Annotated in this window: 16 protein-coding genes; 10 read left to right on the forward strand and 6 right to left on the reverse strand. The window is 43.9% G+C overall.

From position 1 onward, the window contains the following. Positions 1-39: 39 nt before the first annotated feature. Positions 40-1,023: a hypothetical protein gene (locus GMES_RS11270; protein WP_006992814.1), complete on the forward strand. Its 984-nt coding sequence runs from the start codon at positions 40-42 to the stop codon at positions 1,021-1,023. Positions 1,024-1,671: 648 nt separating this feature from the next. Here the strand turns inward: GMES_RS11270 and GMES_RS11280 are convergent. The 3 genes from GMES_RS11280 to GMES_RS11290 all read right to left on the reverse strand — a co-directional run bounded on the left by GMES_RS11280 (position 1,672) and on the right by GMES_RS11290 (position 3,691). Beyond that, a complete protein-coding gene (locus GMES_RS11280; RefSeq protein ID WP_006992816.1) occupies positions 1,672-2,355 on the reverse strand; it encodes a DUF4386 family protein in 684 nt (227 codons plus the stop codon). 136 nt (positions 2,356-2,491) lie between these two features. Then, positions 2,492-2,749: a hypothetical protein gene (locus tag GMES_RS11285; RefSeq protein ID WP_006992817.1), complete on the reverse strand. Its 258-nt coding sequence runs from the start codon at positions 2,747-2,749 to the stop codon at positions 2,492-2,494. A gap of 441 nt (positions 2,750-3,190) precedes the next feature. Beyond that, on the reverse strand, positions 3,191-3,691 hold the full coding sequence (locus GMES_RS11290) for a lactoylglutathione lyase family protein (RefSeq protein ID WP_006992818.1): 501 nt from the start codon (positions 3,689-3,691) through the stop codon (positions 3,191-3,193). Positions 3,692-3,853: 162 nt separating this feature from the next. On the opposite strand from GMES_RS11290, the gene GMES_RS11295 reads away from it, so the two are divergent. After that, a complete protein-coding gene (locus tag GMES_RS11295) occupies positions 3,854-4,753 on the forward strand; it encodes a LysR family transcriptional regulator (protein WP_039987273.1) in 900 nt (299 codons plus the stop codon). Positions 4,754-4,911: 158 nt separating this feature from the next. Beyond that, positions 4,912-6,078: an endo-1,4-beta-xylanase gene (locus GMES_RS11300; protein WP_006992820.1), complete on the forward strand. Its 1,167-nt coding sequence runs from the start codon at positions 4,912-4,914 to the stop codon at positions 6,076-6,078. Positions 6,079-6,188: 110 nt separating this feature from the next. Here GMES_RS11300 and GMES_RS11305 read toward each other — a convergent pair whose 3' ends face one another. The 3 genes from GMES_RS11305 to GMES_RS11315 form a co-directional block, all read right to left on the reverse strand. Then, positions 6,189-8,240 carry a GAF domain-containing hybrid sensor histidine kinase/response regulator gene (locus GMES_RS11305; protein ID WP_039987276.1) on the reverse strand — a complete coding sequence of 684 codons (2,052 nt, stop codon included), beginning with the start codon at positions 8,238-8,240 and terminating at the stop codon, positions 6,189-6,191. Positions 8,241-8,532: 292 nt separating this feature from the next. After that, positions 8,533-10,578, reverse strand: a complete 2,046-nt coding sequence (locus GMES_RS11310; RefSeq protein ID WP_006992822.1) for a putative bifunctional diguanylate cyclase/phosphodiesterase — start codon at positions 10,576-10,578, stop codon at positions 8,533-8,535. A 357-nt stretch (positions 10,579-10,935) separates the two neighbouring features. After that, on the reverse strand, positions 10,936-11,931 hold the full coding sequence (locus GMES_RS11315; RefSeq protein WP_006992824.1) for a D-cysteine desulfhydrase family protein: 996 nt from the start codon (positions 11,929-11,931) through the stop codon (positions 10,936-10,938). 129 nt (positions 11,932-12,060) lie between these two features. On the opposite strand from GMES_RS11315, the gene corA reads away from it, so the two are divergent. The 7 genes from corA (at position 12,061) to GMES_RS11350 (ending at position 17,017) form a co-directional block, all read left to right on the forward strand. Beyond that, entirely contained in the window at positions 12,061-13,128 is a 1,068-nt protein-coding gene (gene corA / locus GMES_RS11320; RefSeq protein ID WP_006992825.1) for a magnesium/cobalt transporter CorA, read from the forward strand. Positions 13,129-13,324: 196 nt separating this feature from the next. Continuing rightward, on the forward strand, positions 13,325-14,938 hold the full coding sequence (gene atpD, locus GMES_RS11325) for a F0F1 ATP synthase subunit beta (protein WP_039987281.1): 1,614 nt from the start codon (positions 13,325-13,327) through the stop codon (positions 14,936-14,938). Continuing rightward, positions 14,928-15,317, forward strand: coding sequence for a F0F1 ATP synthase subunit epsilon (locus tag GMES_RS11330; RefSeq protein WP_006992827.1), 390 nt, complete (start codon positions 14,928-14,930; stop codon positions 15,315-15,317). The genes atpD and GMES_RS11330 overlap by 11 nt, the downstream gene beginning before the upstream one ends. A gap of 4 nt (positions 15,318-15,321) precedes the next feature. After that, a complete protein-coding gene (locus GMES_RS11335) occupies positions 15,322-15,714 on the forward strand; it encodes an AtpZ/AtpI family protein (RefSeq protein ID WP_006992828.1) in 393 nt (130 codons plus the stop codon). Beyond that, the gene (locus GMES_RS11340) at positions 15,704-16,030 is read left to right on the forward strand and encodes an N-ATPase subunit AtpR (RefSeq protein ID WP_006992829.1); all 327 of its coding nucleotides are present in this window, start codon (positions 15,704-15,706) and stop codon (positions 16,028-16,030) included. The genes GMES_RS11335 and GMES_RS11340 overlap by 11 nt, the downstream gene beginning before the upstream one ends. Then, positions 16,020-16,739, forward strand: a complete 720-nt coding sequence (locus GMES_RS11345) for a F0F1 ATP synthase subunit A (protein WP_006992830.1) — start codon at positions 16,020-16,022, stop codon at positions 16,737-16,739. The genes GMES_RS11340 and GMES_RS11345 overlap by 11 nt, the downstream gene beginning before the upstream one ends. Next, positions 16,739-17,017, forward strand: coding sequence for a F0F1 ATP synthase subunit C (locus GMES_RS11350; RefSeq protein WP_006992831.1), 279 nt, complete (start codon positions 16,739-16,741; stop codon positions 17,015-17,017). Before GMES_RS11345 ends, GMES_RS11350 begins: the two co-directional genes overlap by 1 nt. The last annotated feature ends 2 nt before the right edge of the window (positions 17,018-17,019 follow it).

Below are 17,019 nucleotides of genomic sequence, written 5' to 3' on the forward strand. Positions count from 1 at the left end.
ACACTTAGTTTGTGTTTCATTCTGTCAGGTAGATGGATTATGCCTCAACCTCGAAAAAGCCAAATTAGTTTAATCGATACACCCTATTACCATTGTGCTTCCCGCTGCGTGCGTCAGTCTTTCTTATGCGGAGTAGATAAATATTCTGGCCAGAGCTACGAGCATCGCCGTGGTTGGGTAGAAGAACGTTTATTGTTTTTGTCTACAGTATTTGCCATCGACATTTGTGCTTATGCGGTTATGAATAATCACACGCACGTGGTGCTTTGTGTGGATAAAGCCTTGGCTGATAATTGGGATAGCGATGAAGTGTTGAGGCGCTATCACAAGCTGCACAGAGGCACATTGCTGACTCAGAAATTCATGAATGGCGATACGCTGAGCCAAGGAGAGCTACTCACCTTTGATGAAACCGTTGAAACCTATCGGCAACGTTTGTACGACATAAGCTGGTTTATGCGTGACTTGAATGAGTATATTGCTCGCGAAGCCAATAAAGAAGACGGCTGCACTGGCCGTTTCTGGGAAGGGAGGTTCAAGTCCCAAGCGTTATTAGATGAAAGTGCAGTGCTAGCGTGTATGGCCTATGTGGACTTGAATCCCATTCGTGCAAAAATAGAAAAAACACCAGAAACATCAACGCACACCAGTATCAAAAAACGCATTCACGCCGCTAAAAACAAACAACCTCAACCGAGCGTTTTAACATTCTTTGTGGGAAATTCTTGTGAGAATATGCCCAAAGGTATTCCCTACTCACTGAAAGACTATATTGAGCTGGTCGATACCACTGGCCGCTGTATTCGTGATGATAAGGCCGGTTATATCGATAACACTCAAAGCCCAATTTTAGAACGACTCGGCTTAGATTCTGCTCAATGGTTAACCTTGACTACTGAGTTTGAAAAACACTTCTGCTACGCCGCAGGTGCGGAGCAAATGATGAATGCGTTCAAGCGCCACACCCATCATCAACGTCTGCGAGGAATGACCAAAGCGAAAGCGTTGTTAAAGCGCGTATAAAACATTACATCTAACACATCTAATGCATATATTGTAGCCTACTCCCCTGCCTGAAAATTGAACTTGCGCTGCGTTTTCTCCGTCAATGCTCAATATTCCGGTAATCATTCTCAATCACTCAGATCAAAAGCACTTTGACGCTTATTGAGCGGGTATTTTCCCCTAAGCAGAATAGTTTTTTATACGATTCTAAAGATGGCTGTCTTTGTTAGTACTTGGCCCACTTTATTTAGTCCGATTCAATGCCTTGTTAGCTTTACATGAAGCTTATTTTTAGCCATTTAAAACCGATTTCTTCAACAATCAAATGCCCACTAGTTACAATATCTTCAGAATTTTCCACGTGGTAGTTTAATTTTATACTGCATGAGAAGAATTTGGTGGTCAAATAGCTGGTAAATTCGAGTTCTGACTCTACCCAAATGTCCTCGTCTACGTAGCCTTTGTGGAATTGGGATTCCGTGAGAATGAATGAATTTACTTCTTGGGCTAATTCCTCAAATGGAACGCCAACACTATTTTGAACACAAAATTTATTTATGTCTCGAATGTGCATGTATGTGCTTAGCAAGTATGCCAAAACCAAAAAGCTAAAAATAAGAGTAATGCGCTTAATATTGATGATCACCTCCCTGTAAAGCTAACGCCTCAATCAGCCGACGCGTTAGCGGTCTGCTGGATTGATTTGTTAGCATTTTCCTCGGTTAGTAAACATATACCCAACCAAATAAACCAAACAATTTGTGATACGCCAAATATTTCAGTAAATAGTTTGTCAGGATAAATCGTTGCAATGCCCGCTATGCCTACAAAATATCCGAGATAGTTAAGTGACCGGGGTAATCTGCCCTCTTGTATAGCTGCTACGCTAATCAATAGAACCCAAAGTCCGCCAACTAATTCATTTCCACCACCTATACTTTCTGTTATCACTGAAACGATTATCCACATATCAAGGGCTTTTTCTGGATTTGCATCCATCAGATCGATTGCATGATCAAGCCCGATGTTCGAAATCATTCCACTTGCAATCACCAGACCGACCCAAATGCCCCCGAATAGAGATCCAATAGTAATTAAGGGATTAATTTTATGTTTAAGCCTCTCATACATACCAATAACGAGTATGGCCAGAAAAACGCCAAACACCACGTACATTAGAAAATAGATCATTGAAAATAGAAGTTGATTTTCTGCCATGTAAGTCATTTTTTCGACTGGACTACCATCAACCGGATATGACCAAAAAGCACCAAAATACACAAAGGCTGCTATGTAAATAAGCCCTTGGAAAATTGCTGCGATACCAGCTAGTTTTTGTAGACCCTTCATTTGGCGAAACCCCGTTTGTTGTATTGCTAACTTTTAAATAAGGGGCGCAGGCATGTGGGGCATAATGGCGAAGCCGCCCCGCATGTATGCGTCCCAGCGAACGGAGTGAGTGACTTAATTTTTTTGTTAGCTGACATTATTTGAATTTGTACCATTTTTTTCGTTGGTAGCAAGCCGCACCTATAGCAATGCCAAAAGCTATGAGAAAATAGTGAGTAGTGAACACAGCCCAAAAAATCAATGGAGCTGCGACAGAGATTGCAATTGATAACCTTTGATTTGATGAGTAATCGACTTCTACAAATTTACCTTTTTTAAAGGCAATAATTTGTACGACTAAGGCGGCAACTATCAAAACTAAAATTAATAGTTGAATAGGGCTTAAAAATTCCATCTTTATATCCTTTGGCAGCTAACAATTTAATATAGCGCGATTTGCGCGTTTTTCTGCCGACGCATCGCTCACTTTTATACTTCCGCTATTATTACCAAACTAACTATCATATTGCTACATAAAGGAAAACTGGCGATCTGGATAAAATGATAAGAACAAAAACGAGCGATTGGGTCGTTTTCTTGAATATATGGGAAAGCCCTTTAACTTGTATATCCAAACAGGGGATTTACGCCTAAATAATCAAAAATATTTTAGTCAGCTATTTTAGTGAATGCAGAAGGGTAGAATCAGTCGAGGGACTCCTGATCGTTCATTGACGTCAGTCAATTTTTCTAGTGCCAACTTCCGCTTTACGTAAAGAGCTGGCAGATTGTGTTAAGACTTATTCCATTAAGCAGGCACCCGCGTTAGTCGGTGCCTGCGTTAATTTGACCGCTGTTAGTATGCGCCCGCCGCGTAGGTTAATTCGTAGCTGTGGCTGTAGATCTCTAATATATTGCCGAACGGGTCTTCCATGTAGATCATGCGATAAGGCTTCTCACCCGGGTAGTAATAGCGGGGTTTTTCCATACGCTTTTTACCGCCTGCTGCAACAATGGCTTCTGCTAATTCTTCAAGGTTTGGATCTTGAACGCAGAAATGGAACACGCCTGTTTTCCAATATTCAAAGTTATCTGCTGGGTCTTGTTGATTAGCAAACTCGAAGATTTCAACGCCGATTCTGTCACCTGTGGACAAATGCGCGATTTTAAATTTTTTCCAGTCAGCACCGAATACATCGGTACACATTTCACCTATTGGACTGTCATCTTCTACGATAACAGTGGGTTTCATAATCAAGTACCAACCAAGAACCTTGGTGTAAAACTCAACTGCTTTTTCGACATCTGGCACTGAAATACCAATGTGTGAAAATGTACGAGGATATGGGGTGGTCATAGTATTACTCCTAGGAAATGATGTTAATTCAATCCGGCGGAAGCATTAATGCCTTAGTCGCCGCGTTTTAATTGATGGCTTATCAATCAAGTGACGCTACTGTACTCTCCATGTTAAAGTATGAAAAATTATGATTTGAAATTTAAATAAGTACATTTTGTAATGATAAATCCTGTTTGGTTAAAGACCTTCTGCACTCTGGCGGATCTCGGGCACTTCACAAAAACGGCGGAAGCGCTATTTATGACGCAGTCAGGGGTAAGCCAACAAATTAAAAAATTGGAAGAACAATTGGCCACTGCACTGCTGATCCGCGAGGGCAAGTCATTTACCTTAACCGATGCAGGCATGCGCCTGCATGCAGATGGGCTTAAATTGTTGCAAGCAGCGGTGCTACTTGAACAAAATGTGAAGCAAGATGAGCCCTATCTTGGACAAGTGCGTGTTGCAACACCTGGCAGTGTGGGCTTGACCGTTTACCCTTTTTTATTGGATATTCAGGCTCAGCACCCCGCCCTGCACATCAGCCACGCTTTCTCACCGAATAAAAGCATCGAGCGGGATATTGGGCTGCGGCTATTTGATTTGGGTGTGATGACACAACCAAGCACCTCAGCTGACGTTATCACCGAAGCAATTGCCCAAGAAACACTGGTTTTAGTCACCTCAAATGAGACAGAAACCCTCACCTGGCATACGTTGCAGCGCTTAGGCTATATAGGTCATCCTGACGGCCATCAACATTGCCAAGCACTGTTACAAGCCAACTTTAGCCAGTTCGAGCACCCGTCTCAATTTCAAGAAAAGGGCTTTTCTAACCAAATTAGTTTAATACTCGAACCTGTCAGCCGCGGGTTTGGCTTCAGCGTGCTACCCCTTTATGCTGCGCGGGCCTTTCATGCTCAAGAGCGCATACGAATTCACAGTTTAACTGCCCCCGTAAACGAGACATTGTATTTATGCCGTCATACTCATGTTGTGCAAAGTAAACGAGCGCGCTTTATCGCACAGCAAATAAAGTTATTGCTTAAGGATAAGCAACAAATAAAGCCTGATGTATAGCAAAAAACATAATCGTCAGAATGCTCGCCTAACGGCATCATGTTAAAATTAACAAGTTAATAACAGGAACCGTTATGTCAAGACAGTGCGTAGTAAGACAGCGTCCGTGGAAAGAATTGATATCAAAGCTCAGCGTGTTGAATTCTAAGGTGTTAACGATGAAACCTTGCTTGATGGCACTCACGTTAGTGGCGATATCGAGCATGAGCCAGGCAGCTACAGCCATGAGCTCAAAAGAGACAGCCATGAGCCTTAAAAATGAGGCTGTGAGCCTAACAAAAAGCCTGAAAGCCTATTTCAGCACCCAATTTTTAGTGGGCAGTGCTATTAACGCACAGCAAGCTAAGCGCACCGAACAAGACACTGATGCCTTAATCATCGCCCAATTTAAGACGATTACCCCTGAAAACGAATTGAAGTGGGAGCGCATTCACCCAAAGCCTGATACCTATGATTTCAGCCTGTCCGATGAGTACGTAGATTACGGCTTAGCCAATAATATGTTCACCGTCGGGCACACGCTGGTTTGGCACAGCCAAACACCGGAGTGGGTATTTGAAGATGCACAAGGTAAGCCGTTAACGAGAGCTGCGTTGTTAGCTCGAATGGAAGAGCACATTCAAACCGTTGTTAGCCGCTACAAAGGCAAAATTAAAGGGTGGGACGTGGTTAACGAAGCGCTCAATGAAGATGGTAGCCTGCGGGATTCTAAGTGGCGGCAGATTATTGGTGATGACTTCATTGAGAAAGCCTTTACCTATGCCCACGCAGCAGATCCAGATGCTGAATTGTATTACAACGATTACAACTTATATAAACCAGAGAAAAGTGCTGGCGCCGCGCGCTTAATTAAGTCGCTTCAGAACAAAGGCGTCCCTGTTCACGGTGTCGGCTTACAAGGACATTATTCGTTAACGCACCCTGCATTGAATGAATTAGACGATGCGTTAACGCTGTTTGCTTCCTTGGGGATTGAATCCATGATCACCGAGCTAGATGTATCCGTTCTACCCTTTCCCAGCGAGGCAGAACAAGGGGCGGATATCAGCCAAGATTTAGCCTTGCAAAAAGCCTTAAACCCCTACCCTAATGGGCTACCAAAAGCGCAACACGATGCATTGAGCGTTCGGTATAAGGAGATATTTTCAGTGTTTTCAAAGCATCAAGCTAGCATATCTCGCGTCACTTTTTGGGGGGTGAATGATGCCAATAGTTGGCGTAACGACTGGCCAATGCGCGGGCGAACCGATTACCCACTGTTGTTTGACCGCAAGAATCAACCCAAGCCCGCCTATCACACGTTAATGACTACGCCCGTTCGATAACAGTTACTTGCTCAGTGCAATGCAGCAACCTTGCTCGCGCTTGATAGCTTAAATTATTGATATTTTTATGGGCTAGGCCCTGCATTGAAGCGATGCAGGGCCGTGACTCCCTAGATAAATTTTTCAAGCATGGTGTACAGGTTTGCTTGGTCAACAGGCTTAGAAAGATATTCGTTCATGCCACTGGCAAAGCATTTCTCCCGCTCTTCAGAAAGTGCATTCGCGGTCAGCGCGATAATGGGAATGCTCGCTACATTAGACGACAATTGCCGAATATGCTGGGTAGTTTGGTAACCATCCATATTTGGCATCTGGCAATCCATCAAAATTAAAGTGTATGGGTTCATACTACTTTTTTCGACTTCGAGAATGGCCAGCGCTTCAAGGCCATCATTAACGATGTCATAGGTTATCTGTCGTTGTTTCAACATTTCACCTATCACCACCTGGTTGATTTCGTTGTCTTCAACCACCAACACATGTAGATTGCTCAGGTCTTTAGTTTGGGATACAGCCATTTCAGGCTCAGCAGAATGCGCACTTTTAGCCATAATACCCACTTCAATTTGCGCCGAAAACACACTGCCTTTGTTCAGTACGCTTTTAACGCTAACATCCCCCGACATCAATTGACAAAGCTTGCGTGTAATAGATAAGCCCAATCCGGTGCCACCGAATTTGCGCGTGGTAGACACATCAGCTTGGTTAAAAGGTGAGAATAACAGCGCTTGCTGCTCTTGTGTCAGGCCTACCCCGGTGTCTTTTACGGCAATAGTCAATGTAGCCATGCCTTTTTTCTGCAGCGTCAGGTTCGTCGTAATGCTCACCTGCCCTTGATGGGTAAACTTAAGCGCATTTGACAACAAATTAGCGCAAATTTGCCGTAGCCTTGTTGGATCAGTAATGATACTAGCGCCTTGGGTATTTTCGAGTTGTTTAACCAACTGTATTGATTTCTCTTTTGCGCGTGGGTTAAAGATATCAACACAATTATCGAGAACCTGATTCAGGTCGATTGGTACGGTTTCAAGCGCCAACTTACCAGAGTCAATTTTGGTAAAATCTAAGATGTCATTAATGATCCCAAGCAAAGACGTGGCGCTGTCTTTGGCTAAGCCCAAAAACCGCGTTTGTTCAGTATCTAAAGAAGAGGATTCTAATATTTGCAACATGCCCAATACCCCGTTAATAGGCGTACGAATTTCATGGCTCATATTGGCTAAAAATAAACTGCGGGCTTCGAGCGCCAATGACAGCTCTTTGTGCCTGTGCTCAAGTTGCTCGCGGGAATTGACTTGCTCGGTGATATCTTGAAACGCCCCCACCAATCTGACACATTTCCCCTCGTCTAGCTCAGCTTTGCCTTTAACGGCCGCCCACTTCGGTGTTCCTTTCTGGGTGATAATTTCAAACTCGCCTGAAAAGTTACCGCCATGGGCCATAAGGCGTCTGACGCATTCAGTTATACGAGTTTGATTCTCTCCTTCTTTATAAAAATTCAATCCGTTGACTAAATCCGGTATGAAATCTTGCTCTACCTCATGAATGTCTTTCATCACCGAGGACCAATAAAGCTTACCGTCGGTAAGATCAAGCTCCCACGCCCCTACTCCAGCAACTTGCCCCATTTGCTCCAATATATCTTGCTGGCGCGCCATTAATTTTTGCTGTTCTTTCAACAGCGTCAATTTCTCGTGGCGAGCTATTTCATTGCCAACCCAATGAGAAAGCAGCTCGATAAAACTCAGTTCTTCCGTGCTAAAAGGCTGATTGCGTGGGGCACTCGCTGAAAAATTTATCGTGCCGAAACGTTTACCTTCAACCACAATTGGCGCACCGATATAACTCTCCAGGCCCAGATTAAGGTAGCAAGGATGCTGAGCAATATGACTTTGACCTGCGTGATAAAAAGACAGAGCTTGATTTGTAGCTAAAGTATGTACGCAGTAGGTATCACCTAAATTAAATGTCGTGCCACTAAGTAAATCATTTGCAGGTGAAATAGCATATGAAACGGTGTAAAGCTCGCCTTCAATGTGGCTAATAATGCCCAATTCTAACTGAAAGTAATCAACGCCTAATTGTAAAAGTGCAACCATTTTCTGGGAGTATGACAAGGCACTATCTGATGTTATTTCATACAGTTTTTGTAAATTCTGCAACGCAATTTCTCTCAGTTATTAAAGTACGCTTCTCAATCCCTAAAACAACATCCTTGGTGGAAGGGCACGTGTAATGCGACTATATCCTGTCACTGTTCATTAGCAAAGTTGAGGCTTTACTAAAACCCGCTTCGTGTCCGTATTGCATTCGCCTATTTTTACCGATTATCCATCTTGTAGCAGCCAATTAACCTAGCTCAACTGCCTTTCATAGTATAAATGCGTTATATGAACTTCATGTATCTTGTTGAGCCTTTATCTCTTGTAGCGCTAACAAGCACACTTAAACACCTTAGGAGTATTCGTTTAGCAGCAAAAGATAATCATCAAGTAGAAGCGGTTTTGCGAGAAAGTAGCCTTGAACATAATTACAGGATACTGAACGTAAGTAGTCTAACTGCCCTTGCGTTTCGACACCTTCCCCCACCGTGACTAAATTGTATGACTGGGCTATCGACATGATCGCGTTCACCATAGGCAAATGTGAGGCGTGCTCGCTGTCGATATCAGCCACGAAAGTACGATCTATTTTCAAGCAATCCACTGGGTACGCCAGTAGTTGATTAAAAGCTGTGTAGCCTGTGCCAAAATCATCTAATGCGAGTTTAACCCCCAGCTTTTTAAGCTCTTTTAATATTCTTAAACTCGTTTCGCCGGCTTCAATCAAACTGGTTTCGGTGATTTCTAACTCAACAGACTCAGAGGGTATTTGGTACTTTTGCATTAGTGTTCTCAACTGTTTTGGAAAACTGCTGTTGAGTAACTCAATGGCAGAAATGTTAATGCAAAAAACAGGGCAAGGACGACTATGCGTAATAAAATGCGTTTGCATGGTAGCGAAGGTGGTCTCTACCACCCATACGTCAATATTTTGAATAATGCCGAATTCTTCCGCAATAGGAATGAACACGTCTGGTGTGACCCCTTGCATGGCGTCTGAGTCACAGCGTATAAGCACCTCTACGCGGTTGGGTTTTAAATCCGAACAGCTAAATATAGGCATAAACCTGAGTGAGAATTCATGGTTGATCAGCGCATTTTTTAAATTTTCAGCAATGGATTTTTTAAGAAAAATCGCTGAAGCGAGGCTGTCATCAAATACCTTAAATCGCCCTTTTCCTTGCTCTTTGGCACAGCGCATTGCCGAGTCTGCTTGCGACAGCAACTCTTTAAAGGAGACATTTTTATCGCTGGAATATGCTAACCCAAGGCTAACCCCTACCTTAACTTCACAACTACTGACAGGGATTGGGTCAATCAATACCTGACCGATTCTACGACTGACTTGAACCGCTTTATCCTTATTGCAGTCAGTAATGGTCAAAATAAATTCGTCTCCCGCTAACCTTGCAAAAGCGCAGCGTCGCTCAAAGTCCATTTCTTTTAATATCGCTTTAACCTTTTGGCAGATTGCGATCAGAAGCTCATCGCCGATGGGATGCCCGTAGGTATCGTTTATCTTTTTAAAGTCGTCCACGTCAAAGTAAAATAAGCTTATTGCATGGTGCTCAACAATATTTTTGAATTCTTTTCTTACTTTTAAAATCATTCCTCGTCGATTCAACAAACCGGTGAGCGGATCGGTACTCGATATTTTTTTAAGGTTATTTTTCTGCCTGATGGTCAGCAGCACTATGGTCAAAAAAAGCAGTAATAAAATCAATCTGAGTAGCTCAGGCTCTGTTATCGCTTCCCCTGACATGCTCAAACTGTGCAACGTTAAGACATAGTCACCAACCTCCTTCGCTTCATCAATAACCAGCTCAATAGAAACGATGTTTGAGATGTCGACATGAGATTGCCCATACCCTATACCTCTTTCTCTTTTCCACCACTGGGCAACGAAAAGTGCTTTACTCGGCACACTCAAGATGGTGTTTTCTTCTCCCAGTTCGAATTCTATGGTGTTAAATTTATCGCTAGTAACTATGTGTGCTAATGAATAAGCAGGATTATTGTTTCTAAAATAAAGTTTAATGTTTTCTTTGCCTGAGGGACTTTTTAATGTGGCGACTATTTCAACAGATTGATAATTTGAAAGGTTGAGTCCTTGATAGAAATGTTCTTCCGGACTGTATTTAAGTTTTAACAAACAAAGGGAGTAAGTACTGGTATCAGAAAGTTCGCAGTCGATGCTGACCAAATGATCGCCAACATATAGCTCGCTGCGCATGCCACCTTCATGTTGATGCTCGATGGCCACCAGCGTTTCTGGAGAAAGTAAATCAAGTGAAACGTTCATTAAGCCCAAACGGTGGGCAGTTAATGCCAGTAACGAACACATTATAAAAGCAATGATGGCCTGAGATTTAAAGTCTCGAAAAACGCCTAGAGTCATATTTTATTATTCGATTGATCATTAAAAGTAAAACCAAACACAAATATATGCGTAAGATTTCAGCCATGTATACCACCCAAATTGGGCGCGGACCCTTTGACACCTTAACGATGTCAGGCAACGCTGTTCTAGCGCAATACCCGGGTATTACTGAGCTATAACCGAACGTGAAAGATGTCAACCTAAAGCATATCCCACTCCCTGTTCTGGTGCACTTGGATCGATTCGCTCGGATCTGTACGCCTAGTCCCGCTCACTAACCAGCATATCGTTTTATGCGGTGCAAAAATAAACCCTATACTGAATCTCAGAAATGAGCAATGAGTAACCGCCTACCTGCACTAAAAATTGAGCACATTAAAAAGCCTCTCGGTAGGCAAAAAGCCCCTGACTGCCCCCTGTGTGTATAAATAGCTGATGACTATTTGTTGCAATCTCACCTGTGGCGCACAAATTCATAAAGCCAGCCATTGCCTTGCCTGTATAAACGGGATCTAACAACACCCCTTCTAGCTCGGCGCAGCGCTTCACAGCCTGCACCATTGCTGGCGTGGTCATACCGTAACCTTCGCCAAAATAGTCGCCATTTGCCACCACTTTGCCTTTCGCCAGATTGGGATCAATGTCTAAAAAAGTTAAAGTTTCTCTAAGCAACTTTTCAACTAATTGCTCTTGCGCTTCCTTCGAGCGACTCACTGCTACCCCCAGTACTGAGATGTTTGAGTTAGCAGCAATCAGCCCTGCAAGCAAGCCTGCTTGGGTGCCAGCACTCCCCGTAGCAAGCACAATTTGATCGATATGAAGATCTTCTTCTGCCAATTGCTGTAATATTTCATTGGCACAGCGCACATAGCCTAAACTGCCCATCACATTCGACCCCCCCATAGGAATAAAATACGGCTTGCGTCCCTGGGCTTTTAGTTTTGCAAGCAATGCACTGGTATACGCTTCAACCTCTTGTTCTAGGCTTATGTGATGAATATTGGCACCAAGTAGAGTGTCCAATAACACATTTCCGTTTTGATAATAATCCGCTTTAGGCGTGCCCTTAACATCTTCAAGCACAAGCTCACAACCTAAGCCAAATTTAGCGGCCGCAGCGGCAGTTTGTCGTGCATGATTTGATTGTAAGCCTCCCACGGTAACCAGAGTGTCAGCCCCGTGTTGCTGAGCATCGGCGATTAAATACTCTAGTTTGCGGGTTTTATTGCCGCCACCAGCAAGTCCGGTGCAATCATCCCGTTTGATATACACCTTGCATCCTACTTTTTCAGATAATCTAGGCAAATTTTCAAGGGCTGTTGGGTTGTGGGAGATAGTTACCCGTGGAATATGCGCAACGTTTTTCATCATGATTAACCAAGTTCGAAAGGAGAATAAACGTTACAACTTTTTTGGTCCTGTGTTAACACCACTGCAATTTTTCATTATATATTGAGCTTAATCAATACACTCAAGTGCATACGTAATCCAAGGATTGAAATGAAGTTATTTCGCAAGCAGTACAGTCAACCAGGTACACAGCCTGGTGTTATTCACGATGAGAAAAAGGGTGAACTAACGCTCTCTCTATTTGATTTTAACGCTAGCCAGTGTGTAGAAAAACTAAATGCGACTGCAGAACAATGCGCCACTTTTTTGGATAGTAACAATGAGACCTGGGTACATGTTCAAGGCGATCCTGATAAAGACACTTTCACCCAATTAGCCAAAGACTTCGGTATTCATGAACTCTTCATCGAAGACGTGTCGAACCTTGGTCAACGGCCCAAAATCGATATCCAAGAAGAACAAATTTTCATGATCTTGACCCTGCCAGTACAAACAGAGCTAGGCGTTAGTTTGCAGCAAATCAGTCTATTTTTGATGAAGAATACGGTTGTTTCATTTTGTGGGGGTAAATTCAATCCCTTTACCACCATCAATAATCGCTTAAAACTGCCCACCTCTCGGTTGCGTAAACGCCACATTGATTTTCTGTTTTATAGTTTAATCGATACGGTTATCGATTGGGGATTTCCAGTGCTAGAACAATATGCCGATCGTATTGATGCCACCGAGGAGCTACTCCTTGAAAACCATGACAAAGACATACTGCAAAAAATCCACCTGTTACGCCGTGAGGTGTTGCTGTTAAGACGACAAATTTGGCCTCACCGAGAAATGCTAAATACCCTACTTCGCGACGACACGTCAGAGTTAATTGAATCCGACACTAAGCTATTTTTGCGCGATTGTTACGACCACAGTATTTCTATTCTTGAATTGACTGAAACCTACCACGAAATGGCCAATGGCCTTATGGAGCTCTACATGAGCGTGGTCAGCTTAAAACTCAATGATGTAATGAGAGTGCTAACGATCATCGCCACCTTGTTTATTCCCCCTACCTTTGTAGTGGGTATTTATGGCATGAATTTCAGTCGTGATGCAGGCCCACTCAATATGCCTGAACTCTACGCCCCTTATGGTTATCTTGGCGTATGGGCGGTCATGATTTTCATGATTGTGGGCATGCTTTTATTCTTCAAAAAACACAAGTGGATTTAATCATAGGGCTTAATGCGGGAAAGCGACGGTATGACTGTTATTTAGCTGTGGTCTAATTATGATGCTCAACATAAATGTTTTCCTTCGAAAGAGAAAAATCTTTTTAATTCAATCCTAAAGTTGATGCGAGTCAATATGCTTTTCTGAGCCTATTGCATAATACCTACAAGGTGAGATCCATAAGTTGACTTAATTCATGTCGAGTGCGAGCACATCGGTAACTGCGCAACATCAACTCAATCCCGCCCAGAATACAGGCATTGTGGCCGCTGTACGGGGAAGTATCGTTGATCTGATATTTGAACAGCATATACCGGCAATTCACAACGTTATTTATGCCCAAAACAAAAGTGTGGTGTTGGAAGTTGTCGCCCAATTATCGGCACAAAAAATTCGCACCATTGCCTTAACGGCGACCCAAGGCTTAGCGCGGGGCATGCTAGTTGAAGATTCAGGCGGGCCTCTTAAAGTGCCAGTCGGCCCTTCTACTTTGTCTCGCATGTTCAATGTGTTTGGCGCCCCTATTGACGGTCATAGCTATCAACACGATGGCAAGTGGCGCAGTGTTCACCAAGCTCCCCCTGCCCTGACTAAAATATCCAGTCAATTACAAATATTTGAAACCGGCATTAAAATTGTTGATGTGTTATGTCCACTTGAGCGAGGCGGCAAAGCGGGTTTATTTGGCGGCGCAGGTGTTGGTAAAACCGTGCTACTGAGTGAAATGATCCACAACATGGTCAGTCATCAACAAGGCGTGAGTATTTTTTGTGGTATCGGCGAGCGATGCCGCGAGGGAGAAGAACTGTACCGCGAGATGAAAGAGGCTGGCGTGCTCGACAATATGGTCATGCTATTTGGCCAAATGAACGAACCGCCAGGCAGTCGTTTTCGCATAGGCCACGCAGCGCTTACCATGGCTGAATATTTTCGCGATGATGAGAAAAAAGACGTTCTGCTGCTGATAGACAATATCTTTCGCTTTATCCAAGCGGGCTCAGAAGTATCCGGCTTAATGGGACAAATGCCATCCCGCATGGGTTATCAGCCTACATTAGGCACTGAATTGGCTGAATTAGAAGAACGGATTGCCAACACTGAAGATGGCGCGGTCACTTCAATTCAGGCGGTGTATGTCCCCGCTGATGACTTTACAGACCCTGCCGCAGTGCACACTTTCTCTCACCTATCAGCCACCTTGGTGCTATCACGTAAACGCGCAAGTGAAGGGTTTTATCCTTCGGTGGATCCATTGCAATCTAGCTCGAAACTGGCCACGCCCACGGTCGTCGGGCAAAGACACTACGATGTGGCCCGGCAAGTGAAGCAAATTCTCGCTCAGTACAATGAACTAAAAGACATTATTGCCATGTTAGGCCTTGAGCAACTATCCAAAAAAGACCGCGATGTTGTGTCCAGAGCAAGGCGATTAGAACGTTTTTTTACCCAACCCTTTTTTACCACTGAGCAATTTACCAGTATGAAAGGTAAGTTTGTCTCCCTTGAACAAGCACTTACGGGTTGTGAGCGTATTTTACAGGGTGAGTTTGACGATTATCCAGAAAGCGCGCTGTACATGATTGGCGAAATAGATGAAGCCATCAAACCCAAACATAGCGCTACTGAGAAAAACAGCCCTAAGGGCAGTGGTAATGAGAGTAACAGCCCTGACCCGGAAAACTCTGAACCGGACAACTCTGAACCGGACAACTCTGCACCCAGCATCTCTAAACCCGACATTTCTAAGCCCAACCTTTCTAAGCAAGGTGCGCAAAACGAGTCACTGGAGCAGACCCAAAATGGACGTTAACATTTTACTGCCCTATCAGGTGTTCGCTACGCTCAGCGACGTGACAAATCTGGTGATAGAAACGCCCTCGGGCAGCCATGGCATTCTTCCTCAACGCCTAGACTGCATTAGCCCATTAGTTCCTGGTATTTTGACCTACCAACAAGGTTCCCAGCAGTCTCAGTTCATTGCTATTGACCAAGGCATTCTAGTTAAGACGGGTGACCAAGTCATGGTTTCGGTACGCCGCGCCATTCGGGGCAGTTCATTGCAAGAATTGCAACAAGCCGTAAAGCAAGAATTTCTAGCGCTGGATCAAGAACAACAAGCGCTACGCAGTGTCTTGGCGAAACTAGAAAGCGGCTTTTTGAAACAGTTTTCAGCATTGTCGAGGCACTAAATCGATGAAGGGTCATTCCGATAAACCACAGGATAACGAAAATACGCACAGCGTAAACAGCGATGGGCTCCATTTAGCCAAACAGGTTGATGCAAAAGTCGCGTTAAAGCTAAAAGCAAAACGTCAAAAAAATGCAGGCGTTTGGTTTGGTCTAGGGATGATGGGCACCATAGGCTGGTCGATAGCTATTCCAACTCTGATTGGCGTTGGAATAGGCATATGGCTGGATAAGCAATATGCAGATCCCCGCTCATGGACGCTTGCATTACTGCTCGCGGGATTGGCTGTGGGGTGTTTCACGGCGTGGGCGTGGACCAGCAAAGAATACGCGGCCATGCACGAGGACGCGGCTGTGCAAAAAAACGACAACAAGGAAAATGATCAACATGATGTCTAATTTCACACCACAGTTAGCGGATTTACTGACACCTTTGTTAATTGGCCTGCTATTAGGGTGCGGTTTCTTTTACGCGCTCTGGTTCACCGTGCAAAAGGGCCTACAGTCAACCCTGCCCGCGGCGTGGTTTTTAGGCGGTATTATGGCGCGAATGGCAACCGCCTTAGCGGTTTTCTATTGGGTCTCGGAAAATGACATGTGGCGCTTAATCGCCTGCTTACTTGGGTTTGTTCTCGGCCGCTTATTGATGACGAAATGGTTAACACGCTTTCAAAATTCACAGGACGAAAAACGAGAATTGCCTCATGCACATTAGCCCTGATGAAATTATTTATTGGCAGTACGGTTTTTTTAAAATCAGCGCCACACTGGTCTTTACATGGGTCGTCATGTTCGTGTTGGTAAGTGCCTCTTACCTTATTACGCGTAATCTTAAAAAAGGCCTGCATCGCTCTCGTTGGCAAAACGGCTTAGAAATGTTGGTACTGACTATACAACAACAGATAACGGACGCAGGCTTAACAAAGCCTAGAGTTTACATGGGGTTTCTAGGAACGTTATTTCTGTTTATTGCCATGAGTAATTTACTGACGATTGTTCCTGGCTTCGAGCCACCCACTGGGTCATTGTCCACCACCATAGCGCTGGCAGCGTGCGTATTTGTGTCCGTACCCTATTACGGCATTAAAAATAGAGGCATTAAGGGTTACTTATCGTCTTATACACAACCTACTCCTTTTATGCTGCCTTTTAACGTCATAGGGGAGTTATCGCGAACGCTCGCCTTGGCGGTACGTTTGTTTGGAAACATGATGAGCGGGGCAATGATCTTGGCCATATTACTGGTTATTTCACCGTTTATATTCCCAGTGATCATGTCAGTGCTGGGGTTACTCACTGGCATGGTACAAGCCTATATATTTTTCGTTCTTGCGTCTGTGTATATAGGGGCCGCAAGTGTGGTAACTAAACAGCAGTCTCTTACTTTACGTTCGCCTAAACCTAACCAACCAAAGGAAAAATAATGGATAGCCTAACTTTGATTGCTATTTGCTCCATCATCACTGCAGGCCTAACGATTGGCATTGGCGTATTAGGGCCTTCTTTGGCAGAGGGATCAGCGGTGGCGAGTGCACTTAAAGCGTTAGCGCAACAACCTGATGCCTCATCAACGATCACCCGCACTTTGTTTGTAGGCCTAGCCATGATTGAATCTACAGCGATTTATTGTTTTGTAGTTTCCATGATCCTGTTATTCAGTAATCCTTTCTGGAATTACTTTATTAGCCAGAATGGGGGGTAAAA

It is taken from the genome of Paraglaciecola mesophila KMM 241 (genome assembly GCF_000315015.1).
Taxonomy (GTDB): Bacteria; Pseudomonadota; Gammaproteobacteria; order Enterobacterales; family Alteromonadaceae; genus Paraglaciecola; species Paraglaciecola mesophila.

Excerpts from the sequence above, each read along its gene's own strand:
- GMES_RS11270 (WP_006992814.1), top strand. The coding sequence starts at position 40 with ATGCCTCAACCTCGAAAAAGCCAAATTAGTTTAATCGATACACCCTAT.
- GMES_RS11280 (WP_006992816.1), bottom strand. The coding sequence starts at position 2,355 with ATGAAGGGTCTACAAAAACTAGCTGGTATCGCAGCAATTTTCCAAGGG.
- GMES_RS11285 (WP_006992817.1), bottom strand. The coding sequence starts at position 2,749 with ATGGAATTTTTAAGCCCTATTCAACTATTAATTTTAGTTTTGATAGTT.
- GMES_RS11290 (WP_006992818.1), bottom strand. The coding sequence starts at position 3,691 with ATGACCACCCCATATCCTCGTACATTTTCACACATTGGTATTTCAGTG.
- GMES_RS11295 (WP_039987273.1), top strand. The coding sequence starts at position 3,854 with ATGATAAATCCTGTTTGGTTAAAGACCTTCTGCACTCTGGCGGATCTC.
- GMES_RS11300 (WP_006992820.1), top strand. The coding sequence starts at position 4,912 with ATGAAACCTTGCTTGATGGCACTCACGTTAGTGGCGATATCGAGCATG.
- GMES_RS11310 (WP_006992822.1), bottom strand. The coding sequence starts at position 10,578 with ATGACTCTAGGCGTTTTTCGAGACTTTAAATCTCAGGCCATCATTGCT.
- GMES_RS11315 (WP_006992824.1), bottom strand. The coding sequence starts at position 11,931 with ATGATGAAAAACGTTGCGCATATTCCACGGGTAACTATCTCCCACAAC.
- corA (WP_006992825.1), top strand. The coding sequence starts at position 12,061 with ATGAAGTTATTTCGCAAGCAGTACAGTCAACCAGGTACACAGCCTGGT.
- atpD (WP_039987281.1), top strand. The coding sequence starts at position 13,325 with ATGTCGAGTGCGAGCACATCGGTAACTGCGCAACATCAACTCAATCCC.
- GMES_RS11330 (WP_006992827.1), top strand. The coding sequence starts at position 14,928 with ATGGACGTTAACATTTTACTGCCCTATCAGGTGTTCGCTACGCTCAGC.
- GMES_RS11335 (WP_006992828.1), top strand. The coding sequence starts at position 15,322 with ATGAAGGGTCATTCCGATAAACCACAGGATAACGAAAATACGCACAGC.
- GMES_RS11340 (WP_006992829.1), top strand. The coding sequence starts at position 15,704 with ATGATGTCTAATTTCACACCACAGTTAGCGGATTTACTGACACCTTTG.
- GMES_RS11345 (WP_006992830.1), top strand. The coding sequence starts at position 16,020 with ATGCACATTAGCCCTGATGAAATTATTTATTGGCAGTACGGTTTTTTT.
- GMES_RS11350 (WP_006992831.1), top strand. The coding sequence starts at position 16,739 with ATGGATAGCCTAACTTTGATTGCTATTTGCTCCATCATCACTGCAGGC.